10 protein-coding genes are annotated in these 18,832 nt (G+C 71.5%); 5 read left to right on the top strand and 5 right to left on the bottom strand.

Annotation, left to right across the window (positions count from 1 at the left end; all coding sequences use genetic code 11):
• Positions 1–134: 134 nt before the first annotated feature.
• A complete protein-coding gene (locus tag AB0F70_RS24030; RefSeq protein WP_357454490.1) occupies positions 135–1,304 on the bottom strand; it encodes an epoxide hydrolase family protein in 1,170 nt (389 codons plus the stop codon).
• A gap of 139 nt (positions 1,305–1,443) precedes the next feature.
• Between AB0F70_RS24030 and AB0F70_RS24025 the strand changes: the two genes are divergently transcribed.
• Positions 1,444–3,051 carry a CocE/NonD family hydrolase gene (locus AB0F70_RS24025; RefSeq protein WP_357454487.1) on the top strand — a complete coding sequence of 536 codons (1,608 nt, stop codon included), beginning with the start codon at positions 1,444–1,446 and terminating at the stop codon, positions 3,049–3,051.
• Between the two features lie 32 nt (positions 3,052–3,083).
• On the opposite strand, the gene AB0F70_RS24020 is transcribed toward AB0F70_RS24025, so the two are convergent.
• Both AB0F70_RS24020 and AB0F70_RS24015 read right to left on the bottom strand, forming a co-directional pair.
• The gene (locus AB0F70_RS24020) at positions 3,084–3,461 is read right to left on the bottom strand and encodes a DUF2255 family protein (RefSeq protein WP_357454484.1); all 378 of its coding nucleotides are present in this window, start codon (positions 3,459–3,461) and stop codon (positions 3,084–3,086) included.
• Between the two features lie 222 nt (positions 3,462–3,683).
• Positions 3,684–4,133: a MarR family transcriptional regulator gene (locus tag AB0F70_RS24015; protein ID WP_357454481.1), complete on the bottom strand. Its 450-nt coding sequence runs from the start codon at positions 4,131–4,133 to the stop codon at positions 3,684–3,686.
• A gap of 160 nt (positions 4,134–4,293) precedes the next feature.
• On the opposite strand from AB0F70_RS24015, the gene AB0F70_RS24010 reads away from it, so the two are divergent.
• Positions 4,294–7,506 (top strand): efflux RND transporter permease subunit, encoded by a 3,213-nt coding sequence (locus AB0F70_RS24010; protein ID WP_357454478.1) that lies wholly within the window; start codon positions 4,294–4,296, stop codon positions 7,504–7,506.
• Between the two features lie 25 nt (positions 7,507–7,531).
• Here AB0F70_RS24010 and AB0F70_RS24005 read toward each other — a convergent pair whose 3' ends face one another.
• Complete coding sequence (locus AB0F70_RS24005) at positions 7,532–13,549, bottom strand: Ig-like domain-containing protein (RefSeq protein ID WP_357454475.1); 6,018 nt, start codon at positions 13,547–13,549, stop codon at positions 7,532–7,534.
• Positions 13,550–13,773: 224 nt separating this feature from the next.
• Positions 13,774–14,976 carry a winged helix DNA-binding domain-containing protein gene (locus tag AB0F70_RS24000; protein ID WP_357454472.1) on the bottom strand — a complete coding sequence of 401 codons (1,203 nt, stop codon included), beginning with the start codon at positions 14,974–14,976 and terminating at the stop codon, positions 13,774–13,776.
• A gap of 190 nt (positions 14,977–15,166) precedes the next feature.
• On the opposite strand from AB0F70_RS24000, the gene AB0F70_RS23995 reads away from it, so the two are divergent.
• Genes AB0F70_RS23995 through AB0F70_RS23985 form a run of 3 tightly spaced genes read left to right on the top strand, consistent with a single transcriptional unit; the run spans position 15,167 to position 18,727 of the window.
• Entirely contained in the window at positions 15,167–16,171 is a 1,005-nt protein-coding gene (locus tag AB0F70_RS23995) for a heavy-metal-associated domain-containing protein (RefSeq protein WP_357454469.1), read from the top strand.
• Between the two features lie 10 nt (positions 16,172–16,181).
• Complete coding sequence (locus AB0F70_RS23990) at positions 16,182–18,524, top strand: heavy metal translocating P-type ATPase (RefSeq protein WP_357454466.1); 2,343 nt, start codon at positions 16,182–16,184, stop codon at positions 18,522–18,524.
• Complete coding sequence (locus AB0F70_RS23985; RefSeq protein WP_357454463.1) at positions 18,521–18,727, top strand: YHS domain-containing protein; 207 nt, start codon at positions 18,521–18,523, stop codon at positions 18,725–18,727. The genes AB0F70_RS23990 and AB0F70_RS23985 overlap by 4 nt, the downstream gene beginning before the upstream one ends.
• The last annotated feature ends 105 nt before the right edge of the window (positions 18,728–18,832 follow it).

Raw genomic sequence — 18,832 nt, 5'->3', positions numbered from 1 at the left:
CTGCCAGTTCGTCAGCCCGTACAGCCGCAGCCCGAGGCCCTTCAGCTCGGCCACCAGCTCTGCCGATCCCTAGATCGGTCCAGCGCTGGACCGATCTCGATGCCAACTGCCGACTTCGTGCGAGAGTGCCGACCTCAGCTCGCGCCGCTCCCGCGGTACGGGCGGAAGAAGTCGCGCAGCTCCTGCGCATAGAGCTCGGGCTCCTCGAACGCCGCGAAGTGCCCGCCCCGATCGGGTTCCGTCACGCGGACCGCGTTGGCGGTGCGCTCGAGCCAGGCCCGCGGCGGGCGGACGACGTCGCCGCGGAACACCGAGAACCCGGACGGCACCTCGACCCGGCGGGTGAGCTGCTCGGCGGGGATGGTCGAGTTGGCGTTGTACATCCGCATGGACGACCCGATGGTGCCCGTGAGCCAGTAGATGGTGATGTTGGTGAGGATCTCGTCCCGGGTGTAGCTGTGCTCGACGCCGCCGTCGCTCCACGCATGAAGCTTCTCGACGATCCAGGCGGCCAGGCCGGCTGGGGAGTCGTTGAGCGCCGCGGCGACGGTCTGGGGCTTGGTGCGGTGGATCGCGCCGTAGGCGCCCTCGGTCGCGCTCCACGTCGCGGCCTCGGCGAACCATGCCCGCTCCGCGGCGGTGAGCGTTGCGGGGTCGCCGGCGAAGACGGGCAGGCCGCCGTCCGTGCGGTGCACGGCGGCGACCCGGTCCGGGTGGTCGAGTGCGAGATATCGGCTCACGTGGCTGCCCATGTCCCCGCCCGCGGCGCCGAACCGCTCGTAGCCGAGCGTCCGCATGAGCTCGGCCCACAGCCCGGCGACGGCGACGGAGCTCAGTGGCGGCCCGGTCGGCCGGTCCGAGTACCCGAAACCGGGCATGTCGGGGACGACGACGTCGAACGCGTCGGCCGGGTCGGCGCCGTGCGCGCCCGGGTCGGTCAGGAGCGAGACGACCTTGGAGTACCGCCAGAACGAGTCCGGCCAGCCGTGGCAGAGGACCAGGGGAAGCACCGGACCGGTCGGGGCGACGGCGCGGGCGTGGACGAAGTGGATCCCGTGCCCGCCGACCCGAGTGCGGAACCGGGGGAGCCGGGCGAGCGCGGCCTCCTGCGCCGGCCAGTCGAACCCGTCCGCCCAGTACACGACCAGCTCGCGGAGGTAGTCGAGGTCGGTGCCGAGGGACCATCCGGCGTCCTCGGGGGCGTCGGGCCAGCGGGTCGCCCGCAGCCGCGCACGGAGGTCTTCGATCGCCTCGGGGGCCGTCCGTGAGACGAACGGCTCGGGGGCAGCAGGGTTGTCCGGCACGGACCTCACCATACGTCGGCGTCCGTTGTGAGGCGACGGCGGTGACGGCCTGGATGGCGGTGTCCTGTCTATGATCGGCGGACGCCATCTTCACCGCAGCACTGGGCCAGATCGCAACGTCCACCAAGGAGTCCGGCCGATGAGCCTGATGAGCCATGTGCTGCAACGCCAGCAGAAGCTTCCGGAGCCGCAGACCCGGCGACTCCGGGTCGAGAGAAACCTGCGCGTCCCGATGCGGGACGGCGTCGACCTGCTGGCCGACCGCTGGGCACCGCGGGACGGGGGCGACGGCCTGCCCACTGCGCTGATCCGCAGCCCGTACGGGCGCTCCGGCCTGTTCGGCACGATCATGGCCCGGCCGCTGGCCGAGCGCGGCTACCAGGTGCTCATCCAGAGCGCCCGCGGCAGCTTCGGCTCGGGCGGCGTCATGGACCCGCTGCGCCAGGAGCGTGAGGACGGCCTGGACACGCTGGACTGGGTGGTCAAGGAACCCTGGTTCGGCGAGGCGTTGGTGCTCTTCGGGGCGAGCTACATGGGTATGGTGCAGTGGGCGGTGGCCGACAGCCTGCCGCCGCAGGTCAAGGCGATGATTCCCGTGGTCACCGAGTCGGCGCTGACCCGGGAGTTCCTGCGCGCCGACGGCAGGTCGCTGGAGCTGCCGCTCGAATGGGGGGCGATGGTCGCCGCCCAGGAGCGGCCCCTCGCGCTGCTGCGGATGAACGCCCAGAACAAGAAGACCGCCCGTGCGCTGCGCCGCACCCTGCCGCTGAGCGGGTTCGACGTCGCGGCGGTCGGCAGTCGGTCCCAGTACGTCCAGGACGTCCTGGCGCACGACGCCGACGACCCGCACTGGGACCGCCTCGACCACACCCACCGGGTCGCCGGCACGAGCGTTCCGGTCAGCTCGGTCGCCGGCTGGTACGACGTCTTCCTCCCGGGTCAGCTGCGCGACTTCAGGATCCTGCAGGACGCCGGTCGGACCGCCCGCCTCACCGTGGGCCCCTGGACACATACGGAGCCGGTGGCCGCGACGTCCGAGGCGCTCGGCTTCGGCCTGGCGTACGCCCGGGGCGAGGAACCGGCCGAGCGCGCGCCGGTGCGCCTCTTCGTGATGGGTCAGGACGAGTGGCGGGACTTCGAGAGCTGGCCCCCAGCGGGCTACGAGCCGCAGCGGTTCCACCTCCAGGCCGACGGCGGGCTCGCCGCTGACCTGCCGACGGAGTCCGCCCCCGACGAGTACCGGTACGACCCCGCGGACCCGACCCCCGCCGCCGGAGGCATCAGCATCAGCAGCGGCGGCCGCGTCGAGAACGACGCCCTGGAGGCCCGCCCGGACGTCCTGACGTACACGACCGACCTGCTCGAGGAGGACGTCGAGGTCGTCGGCGAGGTGAGCGCGGAGGTCTGGTTCCGGTCGAGCCTCGCCCACGCCGACGTGTTCGTGCGGCTGTGCGACGTCGACTCCGACGGCCGGTCGTTCAACGTGTGCGACGGCCTGGTCAGCCTGACCGGCGCGGACGACCTGGCGCCGGCCGCCGTGACCCTGTGGCCGACGGCGCACCGGTTCGAGCGCGGTCACCGCATCCGCGTGCAGGTCTCCAGCGGCGCCTTCCCCCGCTTCGCCCGCAACACCGGGACCGGGGAACCCCTCGCGTCCGCGACCACGCTCCGGCCTGCCGACCAGGCCGTCCACCACGACCCGGACCACCCCTCGGCGGTGATCCTGCCGGTCCGGTCGGCGCGCTGACAGGCTCTGCTCAGGCTCTGCTCAGTCTCGGCTCAGTCCCGGGGACGCAGGCGGAGCGTCTCGCCGACGGCATGCTCTCCGGTGACGGTGCCAACGATGCCCTGGCCGTACCGGTCGTACTTGGCGTGGTACGCGGCGTCGAGGTCGGCGTGGACGTCGTCCTCCGGTTCCTCGAAGGTGACGTCCTTCTCGACGCCGCCGGCGTGGATGTGCCCGGTGCCCGCGGCCAGCGCGCGCCGGAACCAGCCGTTGTCACGGCCGTACGCGGAGCGGACGTAGACGTGGTCGCCGACCCGCACCGACCAGATGGTGACGTGCGGGCGGCGGCTGCCGTCGGGCCGGTAGGAGGCGATGCGCAGCTCCTCGGATCCGCCGATCCGGGAGAGCTCGTCCTCGGTCCATGCGGTCATGCGCGGTTCCTTCCCGGTCGTGCCCAGGTGCCCAGGCACACAGGCAGTGGTACGACCGTCAACAGTAGGTCGCCGCACACGGCGGAACCAGGCACTGGCAGAACCCCGACCGAGAGGGTCTCCCCGGTGCGGCCGGTCCGGTGTTGGCTGGTCACCACAGCCGGTCAGTCACACAGCCGGTCAGTCACACGACCGTCAAACACGAGGGAGCACGACATGCAGCTAGCGAGCCAGCTGCTGGGCGGCCCGCAGCAGGGCGCCGGTGCCCTGGACGAGCGCGCGCAGGTCGTCGACGGAGAGCAGGGCGACGAGGTCCGGCGGCAGGTCCTCGTCGTGCGCGACGAGGCGCCGGATCGCCTCGGACCCCTTCTCGGTGCTGGTCACGCGGCGGACGCGGCCGTCGACCGGGTCCTGCGTGCGCACGGTCATCCCGGCGGCCGTCAGCCGGTCCAGGATCCCGGAGACCGTGCCGGCCGACACGCCGAGCGCCTCGGCGAGCCGCTGCGGCGTCGACTCACGGTCGATCTGGACCAGTGCCAGCGCCCGCAGCTGCTGCACGGTCAGGTCCGTCTCCAGCAGGGGACGCAGCCGCGCGGCGAAGAACTCCTCGCCCAGCAGGCGGTGCAGGTCGGCGAGCTCGGCGACGAGCCGGTCGCGGGTCTGGTCGGTCACGGGGCGACTGTAGTCGGCAACTTCACCCGCTCGGAACGCCCGACTGAGCACCCGCTGAAACGGAGTTGCGAGGCGGGAACCCGCGCCGGATCCTTTGCGTTAGGCAAAATACTGCGCCGGAGGGGTAGTGGGCCCGGCGTGTCCCAGATCTGGAGGCAGTGTGTTCCGTCTTGCCCGTATGTCGCTCGCGAACCGCGCGCTCGTCGCGCTCGCGACGATCGCCGTCTTCCTCGTCGGCATCTTCAGCATGGGGCAGCTCCGGCAGGAACTCATCCCGTCGATGAACGTGCCCATGGTGGCGGTCACCGCCGCCGACCCGGGCACGTCGCCGGAGATCGTCGCCGACCGCGTCACCGACCCGATCGAGACGGCGGTTCGGACCATCGACGGCGTCACGGGCGTGACCTCGACCGTCTCCACTGGCGTCTCCATGACGACGGTCGAGCTGGAGTACGGCACCGACGTCGACGCGATCGAGCAGGAGATCACCTCAGCGGTGGACGGCCTCCGCGACCTGCCGGAGGACGTCGAGCCCCAGGTCATGGCCGGTTCCCTCGACGACCTGCCCGTGGTGCAGCTCGCGGTCTCCGGCGACGGCACCGAGCAGGAGCTCACCGACGCCATCGAGTCCGTCCTGGTGCCCGAGCTGTCGGGGATCGCGGAGGTCCGCGACGTTACCGTGACCGGCACCACCGAGCGCCAGGTGGTGATCGACGCGGACGAGGAGAAGCTCGCCGCGGCCGGCCTCACCCCCGCGCAGCTCTCTTCGCTGCTGCAGGAGAACGGCACGGTCATGCCGGTGGGCGAGGTGACAGAGGACGGCGAGACGAGCAGCGTCCAGGTGGGCACCTCCGTTGAGTCGGTCGAGCAGCTCGAGAGCCTCCCGATCGTGCCCACCGCGGGCGAAGCGGCGGCCGCGCCCCCGGCCCCGGACGCCGCGCCGGAAGCCGAGCCCACCCCCGCCGTCGTGCACCTGGGTGACGTCGCGAAGGTGAGCGTGCAGGACGTGCCGCCCACCTCCTTCTCGCGCCTGGACGGCGAGCCGTCGCTGGCCATCGCCCTGACCAAGACGCCGGACGGCAACACGGTGGACGTGTCGCACGCGGTGCACGACGTGCTCGCCGACGTGCGGGAGGAGCTCGACGCCGACGGCGTCAGCACCGCCGTCACGTTCGACCAGGCGCCGTTCATCGAGGAGTCGATCGAGGGCCTGACGACGGAGGGCGGGCTCGGCCTGCTGTTCGCGGTGCTCGTGATCCTGGTGTTCCTGGCGTCGATCCGGGCCACGCTCGTCTCGGCGATCTCGATCCCGCTGTCGCTGGCGGTGACGTTCGCGGCGATGAACCTGACCGGCTACACCCTGAACATCCTGACGCTCGCGGCGATGACCATCTCGATCGGGCGCATCGTGGACGACTCGATAGTCGTGATCGAGAACATCAAACGGCACCTCTCGTACGGCGAGGACCGCGTGGACGCGATAGTCACCGCCGTCCGCGAGGTGGGCGCCGCCATCACCGCCTCGACGGTCTGCACGGTGGCGGTCTTCGCCCCGATCGCCCTGGTCGGCGGCATGGCCGGCGAGCTGTTCCAGCCGTTCGCGGTCACCGTGGCGATCGCGATGGGCGCGTCACTGGTCGTGGCGCTCGTGGTCGTGCCGGTGCTGGCCTACTGGTTCATCAAGGTCCCGGCCTCGGCCGACGGCGGCGTCGCCATGCGCGAGGCGGCCGAGCTCAAGGAGCGCCGCGGCGCCTGGCAGCGCGCGTACGTGCCGTCCCTGTCCGCCGCGCTGCGCCACCCGGCCGTCACGCTGGGCGTCGCGGTGGCGCTGCTGGCGGGCACGGTTGCGCTGGTGCCCCGCATGGAGACCAACTTCATCGGGGCCGCCGGGGAGGACACGCTCTCGGTGACGCAGGAGTTCGCGCCCGGCACGTCGCTCGCCGCGCAGGACGAGGCGGCCAAGGAGGTCGAGGACGTCCTCGCCGGCGTCGACGACGTCGAGACCGTGCAGACCACCGTCGGATCCGGGGACGGGATGGCCGCAGCGTTCGGCCAGGGCGGTGGCGCCGGCAGTGCGTCGTTCGCGCTCACGCTCAAGCACGACGCCGACGGCGAGGCCGTGCAGGACGACGTGAGCGAGGCGCTCGACGAGGCGGCCCTGACGGGCGAGGTCACCGTGGCCGCCGGCGACTCCGGGTTCGCCGGCAGCACCGTGGACCTGGTGGTCACGGCGCCCGATGCCGAAGGCCTCGCCGACGCCGCGAGCACCGTCGAGGACGCCGTGACGGGCCTGGACGGCGTGGCGGACGTGACGAACAACCTGGCCGCCGAGCAGACCGGCGTCCAGGTGACCGTGGACCGGGACGCCGCGGCGGAGGTCGGGCTCACCGAGTCCACGGTCTCCGGGCTGCTGGCCGCCGCGATGAACGAGTCGAGCATCGGGACGGTCGACCTGGACGGGACCTCGCTCTCCGTTGTGGTGGCCGGCGACCCGCCGGCGACGGCGGCCGAGATCGAGAAGACCGAGGTGCCGACGGCGGCGGGCGTGCTCCCGCTGAGCGACCTCGTGACGGTCGAGGAGGTCTCGGCCCCTGCGTCGGTCACGCGGGTCGACGGCGAGCGCAGCGCCACCGTGTCCGTGACCCCCTCAGGGGACGACCTGGGCGCGCTGTCCCGGACGCTGACCACCGAGATCGAGGACCTCGACCTGCCGGACGGCGCCGAGGTGAGCGTGGGCGGCCTCGCGGCCGACCAGGCCGACGCGTTCGCGGACCTCGGCCTGGCGCTGATCGCGGCGATCCTCATCGTCTACCTGGTGATGGTGGCGACGTTCCGGAGCATCGGGCAGCCCCTGATCCTGCTGGTCTCGGTGCCGTTCGCGGCGACGGGCGCGCTGGGTGCGCTGCTGCTGACCGGCACGCCACTGGACGTCGCGGCCCTGATCGGCGTGCTGATGCTGGTGGGCATCGTGGTGTCGAACGCGATAGTGCTGATCGACCTGATCAACCAGTACCGGGCCGACGGCCGGCCGCTCGACGAGGCGGTCAACGAGGGGGCGCGGCAGCGGCTGCGGCCCATCGTGATGACCGCCGCCGCGACGATCCTCGCGCTGACACCCATGGCGTTCGGCCTGACGGGCGGCGGGGCGTTCATCTCGCAGCCGCTGGCGCTGGTGGTGATCGGCGGGCTCGTGTCCTCGACCCTGCTCACGCTGTACGTGGTGCCCGTGATCTACACGCTGTTCGAGCGCCGGACCGAGGACCGCGCCCCGAAGCGGGCCGCCAGGGCGGCCCGCCGTGCGGAGAAGGCGCAGGTCAAGGCCAGGCACGCGGCGCGCGTCGCGGAGGAGCTGGCGGCGGGCACCGCGCGGTAGGCGCGGTGCCCGTACCTCCGGCCCGCTACCACGCCCGGTCCTCGTAGGCCTTGCCGCCGATCACCACCCGGACCCGCTGGGTCTCCCCGTAGTAGCAGGAGAGCTGAACCCGTCCGTTCGCGGGGACCGACACGTTGGAGACCGTCCGGAACGAGGCCCAGGAGCCGTCGTAGTCCTGGCAGCCGACGGTGTAGCGGCCCGCGTCGAAGTCCTGCGTGTTGACCATGAAGTACCAGCACTGGCCGGACGTGCAGTCGTCGGTCCGGTTGGGGATCTTGCTGCCGCGCGTCACCCAGGCCCTGGGGTTGGGCCGCGGGTCCGCTGCGTCCTCGTCACATGCCTGCCGCCGCTGGCCCGCGGTGTCCGTCACGGTGACACAGGCCCTCTTCGTGGCGCTGTACCCCGCGGACGCCCACTTGGTGCCGTGCTTCTCCGAGCTCGAGATCGCTTCGGTGACCTCCACGCTGGTCTCGAGGCCGTTCTTGCCGCGCGCGTCCCAGGTGAAGGTGACCCTCCGGTCGCCTCCGGTGGCCTTGATGGTGGGCATGGGCGGTAGGCCGTACGGCGTCTGCGCGTTCGAGGAGTCCGACCAGTCCGAGCAGGTGTAGTCGTTGCAGGCCCTGGCCTGGAACGTGTAGGAGATCCCATTCGTGAGGCCGGTGTAGGTGAGCGACGACCTCGTGCCCGCGTCCCTGACGTTCGCGCCGTTGGCCTGCACCTCGTACCGGCCGCCCGTGCCGCGGAAGGTTTCGACGTCGTTCCAGTCGACGTCGACCTGCCTGTCCTTGGTGTCACCGAGGGCGGCCGTGGGGCGGTTCGGCATGATCGGCTTGCCGAAGGGCACTATCTCGTTGGACTGCGGGCTGACGAGGGAGTCGCCGGCCTTGTTGCGTGCGGTGACGGCGAACCGGTAGTTGGAGTTGGTGCTGAGGTCCGCAACCGGCTCGGTCGTGTTGATCGTGGTGATGGTGCGCACCTTCTTGCCGTCCCGGAACACGTCGAGGTCGTAGGCCTTGACCGCGTCACCGTTGTTCGCCGGAGCGGTCCAGGTCACCGTGATCCGGCCGCCGTCGGCGTGGTTGACGCGGGTGGCCTGCGGGGCGGCGGGCCGCGCCGGGGGAGCCGCGGGGACCTCCGGCGCGGACGGGCCTGACCACTCCGAAGGGTCGGGCGCGTCGTTCTTGGCCTGGACCCGCACCGTGTACGCGGTGCCGTTGTCCAGACCGGTCCAGACAACGGAGTTGGTCCGGTCGCAGGTCTTCTGGGTCACGCCGTTGGCCGGGGCCGGGCTGATCTCCAGGTTCACGCAGTCGATGGGGGACCGGTCGGTGTAGGACCGGTTCTGCCAGGAGACCGTGAGCTCGCTGTCGCCGAACTTCAGCGTGGGCGGCGCGGGCCTGTCCGGCTTCTGATCGGGTCGCGCCTCGCGCGAGGCGGGCGACGGGGCGGACTCGTCCACCTCGTTGGTGGCTGTCACCCTGAAGGTGTACCTCACGTTGTTCTTCAGCCCGTCGAACGTGCAGGTGGTGGTTTTGCAGGCGTGCTTCTGGCCGTTGCTCGCCGTGAGGGTGTAGCCGGTGATCTCGGCGCCGTTGTTGTCGGGCTGGTCCCAGCTCAGCACCACCGTCTCGGACCGCACCTCCTCCACCCGCGGCGCCCGGGGCGCGTCCGGCTTGCCGAGCACGGTCAGCGTGGCGATGCCGTCGACCTCGCGGTCGGGGTCCTTCGTGGCGTCCTGCACGCGGTAGCGCACCATCATCGTGCCGGTGAAGTCGGCGGTGGGTGTCACCACCAGCTGGTCACCGCTGTACGCCGGGACGCCGTTGCCGACGTCCACCGTCGGCACACCGGACAGCTTCAGCGGCTTGCCCGGGAAGGGGTTCGTGTCGTTGGCCAGGACCGGGATGGTCGTCCGCCGGCCCTGATGGGCGTCCAGCACCTGGTCGGGCGCCGTCTTGACCAGCGGCCGGGGCGATGGCACCACCTGGACGGTCAGCTCGGTCTGTACCGCCGGGTTCTTCCCGTCCGAGAGCGTCATGGGAAGCGCGACGAACGTGCCCTTGGAGATCGACTCGCCGACGTGCCCGGTCACCGTCGCGCCGGTCACGGATACCGTGACGCCCTCCTTGCTCTTGACGGCGATGGTCAGCGGGTCATCGTCCGGATCATCGACGTACCGTGACAGGTCGACCGACGCCTGTTCACCGGCCGCGACCTGCAGCACCGGCGCACCGTTGATCGTCGGGGGCATGTTCTTGGCGGGCTTCACGTCGATCGGCAGCGTCAGCACCGACGTCAGGCCCTCCGGGTCGTCCGGCCCTTCGCCGTCGGTCACCTCGAAGCTGACCGACGCCGGACCCGCGTAGTCCTCGGTCGAGGTGTACACGATCGTGTCCCCGTCCTTGGCCACGGACTCGCCCTCCAGGGCCTTGACCGTCTTGTCCTCGGTGATGAGCGGCTCGCGTCCGTCGCGGACCACCACGTGCTCGGCGATGTCGATGGTGAGCGGCTCACCGCTCGTGGCCTTCAGGGCGCCCTGGCCCGGCTTGACGTGCGGGCGCATCTGGTTGCCCGGGACCCGCACGAACGCCTTGGCCTCCAGGTCGTCCATGTCGGTCACCGTGTACGTGATGACGCGGGCGTCCTGCGCGAGCTGCACCCGGATGGCTCCGTCGTCGGTCACCGTCACGCCTTCGAGCTCCGGGTCGACCGCGACCTCCAGGTCGGCGGCGACGCCGTCCGGGTCCACGTCGTTGGCCAGCACGTCCACCGTGACGTGGGTCGAGCCCTGCACGTTGTCGGCGGTGACCACGTCGTCGTGCGCGATCGGACGCAGCAAGGGTGCCTCCGGGTCCACGTTCAGGGTGATGGCACCGCTGGCGCGTGCCTCGTAGGTGTCCTGGACGGCGTAGTAGAAGGAGTAGGCCCGCGCCGTCTCCGGCGTGGTGACCACGACCTGGTCGTCCACCGCCTCGGGCTTCAGGTCCTCGGTTCCCTCGAATCCCTTGCCCACCAGGCCGATCTGGTCGCCGTCCGGGTCCGAGTCGTTCTCCAGAGCCCTGACGGCGACCGCGCGCCCAGGACGCACCGTCGTCTCGTCGTCCGTCGCCTGTGGTTTCTGGTTGGCGGCCGGGGTCGGGGCGATGCCCACCTGGACGACACCCTCCGCTGGCGCGCCGCGCGTGTCCACCACCTGATAGGTGAAGGTGTCCAGGCCGCTGGAGTTCCGTGCCGCCTGGTAGTCGATGAATCCGTCGGCTATCCGCGCCTTGCCCTGGCTCGGGGCCCCCGAGATGGAGCTCAGCGTCACGTGGTCGCCGTCGGGGTCCGTCCCGTCCAGCGCGAGCGGGATGCGCACGATGCCGCCGCTGAGCACGCGCGCCGTGATGTCGGGCAGCTGCGGCGCGGAGTTCGCCCGGCCGCCCACCACGTTGATGGTCAGCTGGGCGGAGTCGGTCTGCCCGTTGGCGTCCTCCACCTCGTACACGGCGTAGTACGTGTCGGCCTTGGTCCCTGCCTTGAACCGCACGGTGTCCTCCGAGACGAACACCTCGCCGCCCGGCACCCGGGGCGACTCCTGCAGCTCGTCGGCGAGCGTCAGCGCGAGGCCGTCGGGGTGGGTGTCGTTCTTCAGCACCGGGATGGTCACCACGTCGCCGACGTGCACGGTGGCCACGTCTGGACCCGCCTCCGGGGGCCGCAGCTGGTCCGGGGCCGGGATCGGGACCACGCGCACCTGACCCGTGACCGTGCCCGCACCGTTGGCGACCGTGTACGTCACGAGCGCCGGCTCGTCGAGGCGCTTGAGCTCGGACACCTTGAGGATCTGGTGGTTCAGCACCGAGACGCTCACCGGGGCGTCGGACGGCACGTCGACGCCCTGGACCACGAGCACGCCGCCCGAGGGGTCGGTGTCGTTGGCGAGCACGTCCACGAGGGCAGTGCCTCCGGTCGGCAGCAGCACCTGGTCCGACACGACCACCGGCGGGCCCGCCTCCTTCGGCGGATCCACCACGTCCACTCGCGCCAGGCCGAGCCTCCCGTTCGGCCCGTCCGAGATCTGGTACAGCACGTCGTACGAGCCGGCCTTGTCGCTCTTGAACCTGAAGGTGCCCGTCGTCTGGTTCTGGACGATCGTCGCCGGCTCGGGGCCCTCGACGCGGGTGAGCCGCAGCTGGTCCTCGTTGGCGTCATGGTCGTTCTTCAGCGGGTGCACGGTGATCGGCTCGCCGGTCTGCACGGTCACGTGGTCCTGCACCGCGACGGGTGGCACGTTGCGCGCCACGACGTCCACGAGCAGCTTGCCCTCGACCGGCGTGCCCATCGAGTCCGACACCACCACGTCGACGATCTTGCGGCCGAGGCCGGCCCCGCCGTCACGGAACTCGATGGTGCCGTCCGGACGGAACCGCACCTCGTCCAGGGGATCCGTCGTGCTGGCGTTCGACAGGAACAGGTCGTCGCCGTCGGGGTCCTTGAAGTACGGCAGCACCTTGATGCTCGCCGTCTTCTCCTGACCCACCACGAGCACCGGGTCGCCTGGCTGCTCCGGCGGGTTGTTCTCCTCCAGCGGCACCACTCGCACGCTCACCGAGGCCTCCGCCGTGCCGTTCTCGCGGCCGTCATTCACCTCGTACCTGAACGTCGTGGTCCCGGTGGCGTCGGGGGGCACGTCGGCCTGGAGGGCCGCGCCGTCGAGCACCCGGTCCACCCCGATGTCGCCCTTCGGCGTCCCGATGACCGACGCGGTGAGCACGTCGCCGTCCTTGTCCACGTCGTTGCCCAGCACGTTCAGCACGGTGGTGCGGCCGGGCCGCACCCCCAGGCTGTCGTCCTTCGGCTCGGGCCGGCGGTTCGGCTTGTCGCGTTCGGCCACGAAGTTGTCGACGAGCTCAGGCGTGGACTCCTCCGTATCGCTCTTCTTGCCCTTGGCGTTGGTGGGCTGCTTGAGCTTCCAGTCGTCCACCTTCTCGAACTGGTCCGTGGCCATCCACAGGACGCCGCTCATGGCGTCGTTCAGCACGATGACGTCGCGGTTGACGCGATAGACCAGCCTGGAAGAGGGATCCATGCCCTCGAGCACGTCGTCGAAGTCGTGGTCGTTGTCCGCGCAGTCCCGGACGACCTGGCCCGAGCTCCATGCGCCGTAGGTGCACCCGTTGAGCTGCACGGGAGCCGCAGGCGTGCTGGACGCCACGCCGTCAAGGTCGAGGCTCGTCGCCTTCCCGCCCTCCAGCGGCTGGCTGACCAGGCCCTTGGTGGTCGCGACGACAACGACGTCGCCGCCCTCGGACGGCTGCTGCAGCATCCCCTGCGCACCGTCCTCCACCTCGACCAGATCGCCGGCCGGCAGCACCAGGTTCCCGGTCGACTGGTCCAGCACCACCGGCTCCTCGCCGACGGCGGAGACCTGCACCTCGGCGTCGGCCGCCAGGGGCAGCGGGGACTCCTCGACGGTCCGCGCCACGCCGTGCTTGCTGGTCGCGATCGTGTACAGCTGGGAGTCGGCGGGGACGGCGAGGAAGACCGTGCCGTCCTTGCTCACCGTGAGGTGCCCGGCCCGGCCGACCTTGACCGTCGGCTTGAGCCGCTTCTCGTCGAACGAGGCCGAGTCGAACGGGAGCACCCACGTCCGACCGGTCTTCTTGTCGTAGACCGCGGTGGTCGCACCACCGGTGGCGACCTGCGAGCCCGCCGGGAACTTCATGACCCCGTTCAGCACCAGCTGGGCCGGGTTCACGGCGCTCGCGGACGAGCTGGCAGTGCTGTCCAGGAGCACCCGCTGCTCGTCCTGCTCGACGTCGAAGCTCGCCGCGTTCGCGAGCAGGACGCCGTCGAGGGCCCTCGCCTCGTAGTTGAACCGCCCGAGCTTGCCCTCAGCGGTCTGGGTCACCCAGACGCCGGAGTCGTTCAGCTCGACGTCGGCCGTCGCCTCACCCTCGTAGAGGAGCGCGAAGCCGACCAGCCCCGCCGCGAAGAGGGCCACCGCACCGACCGACACAGCAGAACGGCGATTCTCGTACACGCGCGAGACCAGGCTCATGCGTCCTCCACTCGGTCTTTCCCACCCCGGAACGCCCGCCCGATCACGACGCCGGCGGAGCGGAGGGAGTCTATCGAGGCGACCGGGGCCTGTCCCCGAAAGACGGTGGGTGAAAGCCGGGGCGGTCAGTACGACGTCGCGCGCTGCTCCACCCATTCCTTGGCGCGGCCCGTGGCGCGCATGTTGCCGGCCGCGGTGATCAGGAGCAGCAGGAGTGACGGAGCTCAGCGGTCCTCGAGCTCGACGGCGACCGATGACGCGCCGCGCAACGGTGCCAGCTGCTCGGCCTCGTCCCGGAGCACCTTCTTCTTGCCCGCAGGCAGGGGCCGGAACGTCGTGACGGCAAGGGTCAGCCTGCGGCCGTTCTTGCACGGCCGCCAGGTCCCGGCGATCTCGCCGTCGACCAGGAGCGTGCCCGGGTCGCCGACCGGCTTCCACACGTCGCGGTGGTATTTCTTGTCCACTATCGTCTCGCGGTCGCGCAGCTGGGTGTACGGGTCCCGGGGCGGGAGCAGGCGCACGCCGCTGGGCATCCGTGCCGACCGCAGTGTGTCGAGGTCCTCCGTGCGGAGCCATGCCGGGCCACCGAGGTCCACCTCTGTCAGGTAGTCCTCGACCAGGCGCCACCACGGGTCAACGTCACCGGTCGAGACGCCCAGCCACGCGGCGAAGTCCTTGCGGGTGCTCGGCCCGTAGCACCGTAGGTACCGGTGCAGCAGCTCGGCGCGGGCGGCCTCCGGGTCGGCCGCACGGCCGGTCCCGGGGAGCGGGTGGCCGAGCCACTCGTCGACGAGGACGAACGGGGCCTTGTTCCCGGCGCGCGGTGCGAAGCAGAGGACGCCCTCGAGGGTGAGGATGCGCAGGCAGAAGTGCACGACGCCCTCTCCGAGCGGCTGGTTCGCCGCGTACGGGCCCTCGCTCCGCCAGGACTTGCGGCGTGCGGCAGGAAGGGCGCCTGCGATCCGCTGGGCGAGCTCCGCGCCCAGCTCGTTGATCGCGAGCCGGCGCCCGGACAGGACGCCGCGGAGCTCGGCGCGGGTCAGCTCGACCGCCTCGGAAAGGCTCAGGCCGAGCGTGTCCAGCGCCTGCTCGACGCCCAGGACGAGGTGCCGTCGCGCGCTCTCGGTGGTCGGCAGCACTCCGGTGGTGAAGACGGCGGCGTCGGAGGTGGGGAACCAGTACGGCGCGCCGCGCATGGACCAGGTCTGCAGCAGGCTCTTCTGCTCGGCGACTGCCCGGTCCACCAGGTCAGGCGTCACGTCGCGTACCCGGGCGTGCAAGGCCTGCAGCGCCGAGCCGGGCGGGCTGTTCTGGACGGCGCACCGGCCGGCGACGTCGAGCAGGGCACGTGCCTCCTGGCGTTCGACGAGGTGGTGGGCACCCAGGCGGAACGCGACGACGTCGTCCCTCGAGACGGTCTCGGCCACGTCCCGAGCGTAGCGCGGGCTGTACCGGCGGGTGCGGGCCGCTCCGACGGGAGCGCCTTGACCGGAATACGCCTGGGGGGTATATGGTTGGCCGCATACGGTTACCCCCTAGGGGTAGCGGCGTCGAGCGGAAGGAAACGACAGTGGCGACCAGCGAGAACGAGGCCGGGTACGAGGCGGAGCACGCCTCATGAACGCCCCCCAGCGGCTCGGCGCCTACGGAGCAGGCCTGGCGGTGCTCTTCGTCGCCGCCTTCGCCGTCGCGGGTGCAGTGGTCCCACAGAGCGCCGTCGGGACATGGTCCGCGGCGGCGCAGGGCGAGAAGCACGAGGAGCCGGGGGCCATGGAGGAGACCATGGACACGAGCGGGACGGCCGGCGCGACGACGTCGGCCCACGGGCTCGCCCTCGAGCAGGACGGCCTGCTCCTGAGCCCGGTGAGCGCACCCGGCGAGGTCGGTGAGGCGGGCACCCTCTCGTTCTTGATCACCGCGGCGGACGGCGTGGCGGTCACCGACTTCGAGACCGCGCACGACAAGAAGCTGCACCTCATAGTGGTGCGCGCGGACGGATCGCAGTTCCGGCACGTCCACCCGACGATGTCGGCGGACGGCGTCTGGTCCATCCCGTGGACCTGGGACGAGGCGGGCACCTACCGCGTGTTCACCGACTTCGTCCCCGGGTCGACCGGCGAGAACCTGACGCTCAGCCGCACGGTGGACGTCGCGGGGCCCTTCTCACCCGAACCCGCCACGGAGGTCACCGCGAGCGACACCGTCGACGGGTACACCGCAACCCTCACGGGCGACCTGAGCGCGAACGGCAGCTCCGTCCTCACCGCGACCGTGACGAAGGACGGCGAGCCGGTCACCACGCTGGAGCCGTACTTCGGCGCCTACGGGCACCTGGTCGCGCTGCGCGGCGGCGACCTGGCCTACCTGCACGTGCACCCGGAGGGCGACGAGCCGGCGCCCGGATCGACGTCGGGCCCCGACGTCGAGTTCATGACCGAGGCGCCCACCCCCGGCCGGTACCTGCTGTACCTCGACTTCCAGGTCGGCGGGAAGGTGCGCACGGCGGAGTTCGTCCTCGACGCGGGGGCGGCGCCGGCTGCTGAGGAACCCGCCGCTGAGCCCACCGAGGAACCCGCCGAAGAACCCGCCGCCGGGCACGGCGGGTCCGGCCACGATCACTGAGAGGAGCACCATGTCAGACGGCACGCAAACGACGGTCGACCTCGACATCGGCGGCATGACCTGCGCGTCCTGCGCCATGCGGATCGAGAAGAAGCTCAACCGCCTCGACGGGGTGAGCGCCACCGTCAACTACGCGACGGAGAAGGCCAAGGTCACTGCCCCCGCCGGGTACGACCTCGGCGCCATCGTCGCCGAGGTCGAGAAGACTGGCTACACGGCAGCCCTCCCGGCGCCGAAGGACGCCCCGGAGCACGGCGGCGACGCCGTCGGAGCACGGGACCTGGAGCTGCTGTCGCTACGGAACCGGCTCATCGCGTCCGTGGCGCTCGCCGTCCCGGTGATCGTGCTCGCCATGGTCCCGGCCTGGCAGTTCACCTCCTGGCAGTGGGCGTCGCTGGCGCTCGCGGCTCCGGTGATCCTGTGGGGGGCGTGGCCGTTCCACAAGGCCGCGTGGACCAACCTGCGGCACGGCGCGGCGACCATGGACACGCTCGTCTCGCTCGGTGTGCTGTCCGCCTTCCTCTGGTCGCTGTACGCGCTGTTCCTCGGCACCGCGGGGGAGCCGGGGATGACGCACGGCTTCGAGCTGACCATCGCGCCGTCCGACGGCGCGGCCAACATCTACCTCGAGGTCGCCGCGGGCGTCACCATGTTCGTGCTCGCCGGGCGCTACTTCGAGAAGCGGTCCAAGCGGCAGGCCGGTGCGGCGCTGCGCGCTCTGCTCGAGCTGGGCGCGAAGGAGGTCGCCGTGCTGCGCGGCGGCACCGAGACCCGCATCCCGGTCGGGGACCTGGCCGTGGGCGACGAGTTCGTCGTCCGGCCGGGGGAGAAGATCGCCACCGACGGCGTGGTGGTCGCCGGATCGTCCGCCGTCGACGCCTCGATGCTGACCGGCGAGTCCGTGCCCGTCGAGGTGGGGATCGGCGACACGGTCGCCGGAGCGACGGTGAACGCGGGCGGCCGGCTCGTGGTCCGTGCCACGCAGGTGGGCGCGGGCACGCAGCTCGCGCGCATCGCGCGGCTCGTCGAGGACGCGCAGTCCGGCAAGGCCGACGTCCAGCGGCTCGCCGACCGGGTCTCGGGGATCTTCGTCCCGGTGGTCATCGCGATCGCCGTCGCCACCCTCGGCGTCTGGCTGGGCGGCGGGTTTCCCGCCACCGCGGCGCTGACCGCCGCCGTCGCGGTGCTGATCATCGCCTGCCCCTGCGCGCTCGGTCTCGCGACTCCTACCGCACTGCTCGTCGGGACCGGGCGCGGGGCGCAACTCGGCATCCTGATCAAGGGTCCGGAGGTCCTGGAGTCCACGCGCAAGGTCGACACGGTGGTGCTCGACAAGACGGGCACCGTGACGACCGGCCGGATGACGCTCCTCGACGTCGTCCCGGCCGCCGGCACCAGCCGCGCCGAGCTGCTCCGCCTGGCCGGCGCCCTGGAGGACGCCTCCGAGCACCCGGTCGCGCAGGCGGTCGCGAAGGGCGCGACCCAGGAGGTCGGCGACCTGCCCGCGCCGGAGTCGTTCGAGAGCGTCCAGGGCCTGGGCGTGCAGGGCGTCGTCGACGGGCACGCGGTGGTCGTCGGCCGCGAGGCCCTGCTCGCCGACTGGTCGCTGTACCTGCCGTCGGACCTGGCCGAGGCTAAGGCTCAAGTAGAGGGTGAAGGTAAGACCGTCGTCGCGGTCGGCTGGGACGGTCAGGCCCGCGGAATCCTTGTGGTCGCCGACCAGATCAAGCCGACCAGCGCGGCCGCCGTCGCACAGCTCGTCGCGCTCGGACTCACGCCGGTGCTCCTCACCGGCGACAACCGTGCGGTGGCCGAGCAGGTGGCGGCCGCTGTGGGCATCACGGACGTCATCGCCGAGGTGCTGCCGCAGGACAAGGCCGACGTGGTGGCCCGGCTGCAGGCCGAGGGCAAGGTCGTCGCGATGGTTGGCGACGGCGTGAACGACGCCCCCGCCCTCGCGCAGGCCGACCTGGGCCTCGCGATGGGCACCGGCACCGACGCGGCGATCGAGGCGGCGGACATCACGCTGGTGCGCGGCGACCTCACCTCGGCGGCTGACGCCATCCGGCTCTCCCGCCGGACCCTCGGCACGATCAAGGTGAACCTGTTCTGGGCCTTCGGGTACAACGTCGCGGCGATCCCGCTGGCCGCCCTCGGGCTGCTCAACCCCATGCTCGCCGGCGCGGCGATGGCGTTCTCCAGCGTCTTCGTCGTCGGCAACAGCCTCCGCCTGCGCTCGTTCCACCCATCACCGACGAAAGGACCCCGCACATGGGACACGACCACTCGCACGACGATCACACGCAGGCCGAAGGCGGCCACTGCGGCGGCCACGGAGACTCGGCAGCGATGAGCCACCACGGCACCAACCTGCTCGGCCCGCCGGCCGAGGAGCTCGCGGAGTGCCCGGTGATGCGCGGCAGCGCGGTCGTCAAGGCCGACGCCGAGGCGAAGGGCCTGTTCCGTGACTACGAGGGCCAGCGGTACTGGTTCTGCTGCGCGGCGTGCGAGGCCCCGTTCGACGCAGACCCCGCCAAGTACGTGACGGCCGCCTGACCGAACGGCGGCCACGGTTCCGCGGCGCATCCCGTGCGGTGCGCCGCGGAACCGCCATTTCGCCCGCCCCACCAGGGCGCTTGACCAGATGGAGGTGAGATCATG

This window comes from Promicromonospora sp. NPDC023805, assembly GCF_040639635.1.
Classification (GTDB): domain Bacteria; phylum Actinomycetota; class Actinomycetes; order Actinomycetales; family Cellulomonadaceae; genus Promicromonospora.
This window is presented reverse-complemented; position numbering and strand designations above follow the sequence as displayed.

Coding starts and splice junctions, on each gene's coding strand:
- AB0F70_RS24025 (WP_357454487.1), top strand. CDS start 1,444: ATGAGCCTGATGAGCCATGTGCTGCAACGCCAGCAGAAGCTTCCGGAG.
- AB0F70_RS24020 (WP_357454484.1), bottom strand. CDS start 3,461: ATGACCGCATGGACCGAGGACGAGCTCTCCCGGATCGGCGGATCCGAG.
- AB0F70_RS24005 (WP_357454475.1), bottom strand. CDS start 13,549: ATGAGCCTGGTCTCGCGCGTGTACGAGAATCGCCGTTCTGCTGTGTCG.
- AB0F70_RS23995 (WP_357454469.1), top strand. CDS start 15,167: ATGAACGCCCCCCAGCGGCTCGGCGCCTACGGAGCAGGCCTGGCGGTG.
- AB0F70_RS23990 (WP_357454466.1), top strand. CDS start 16,182: ATGTCAGACGGCACGCAAACGACGGTCGACCTCGACATCGGCGGCATG.
- AB0F70_RS23985 (WP_357454463.1), top strand. CDS start 18,521: ATGAGCCACCACGGCACCAACCTGCTCGGCCCGCCGGCCGAGGAGCTC.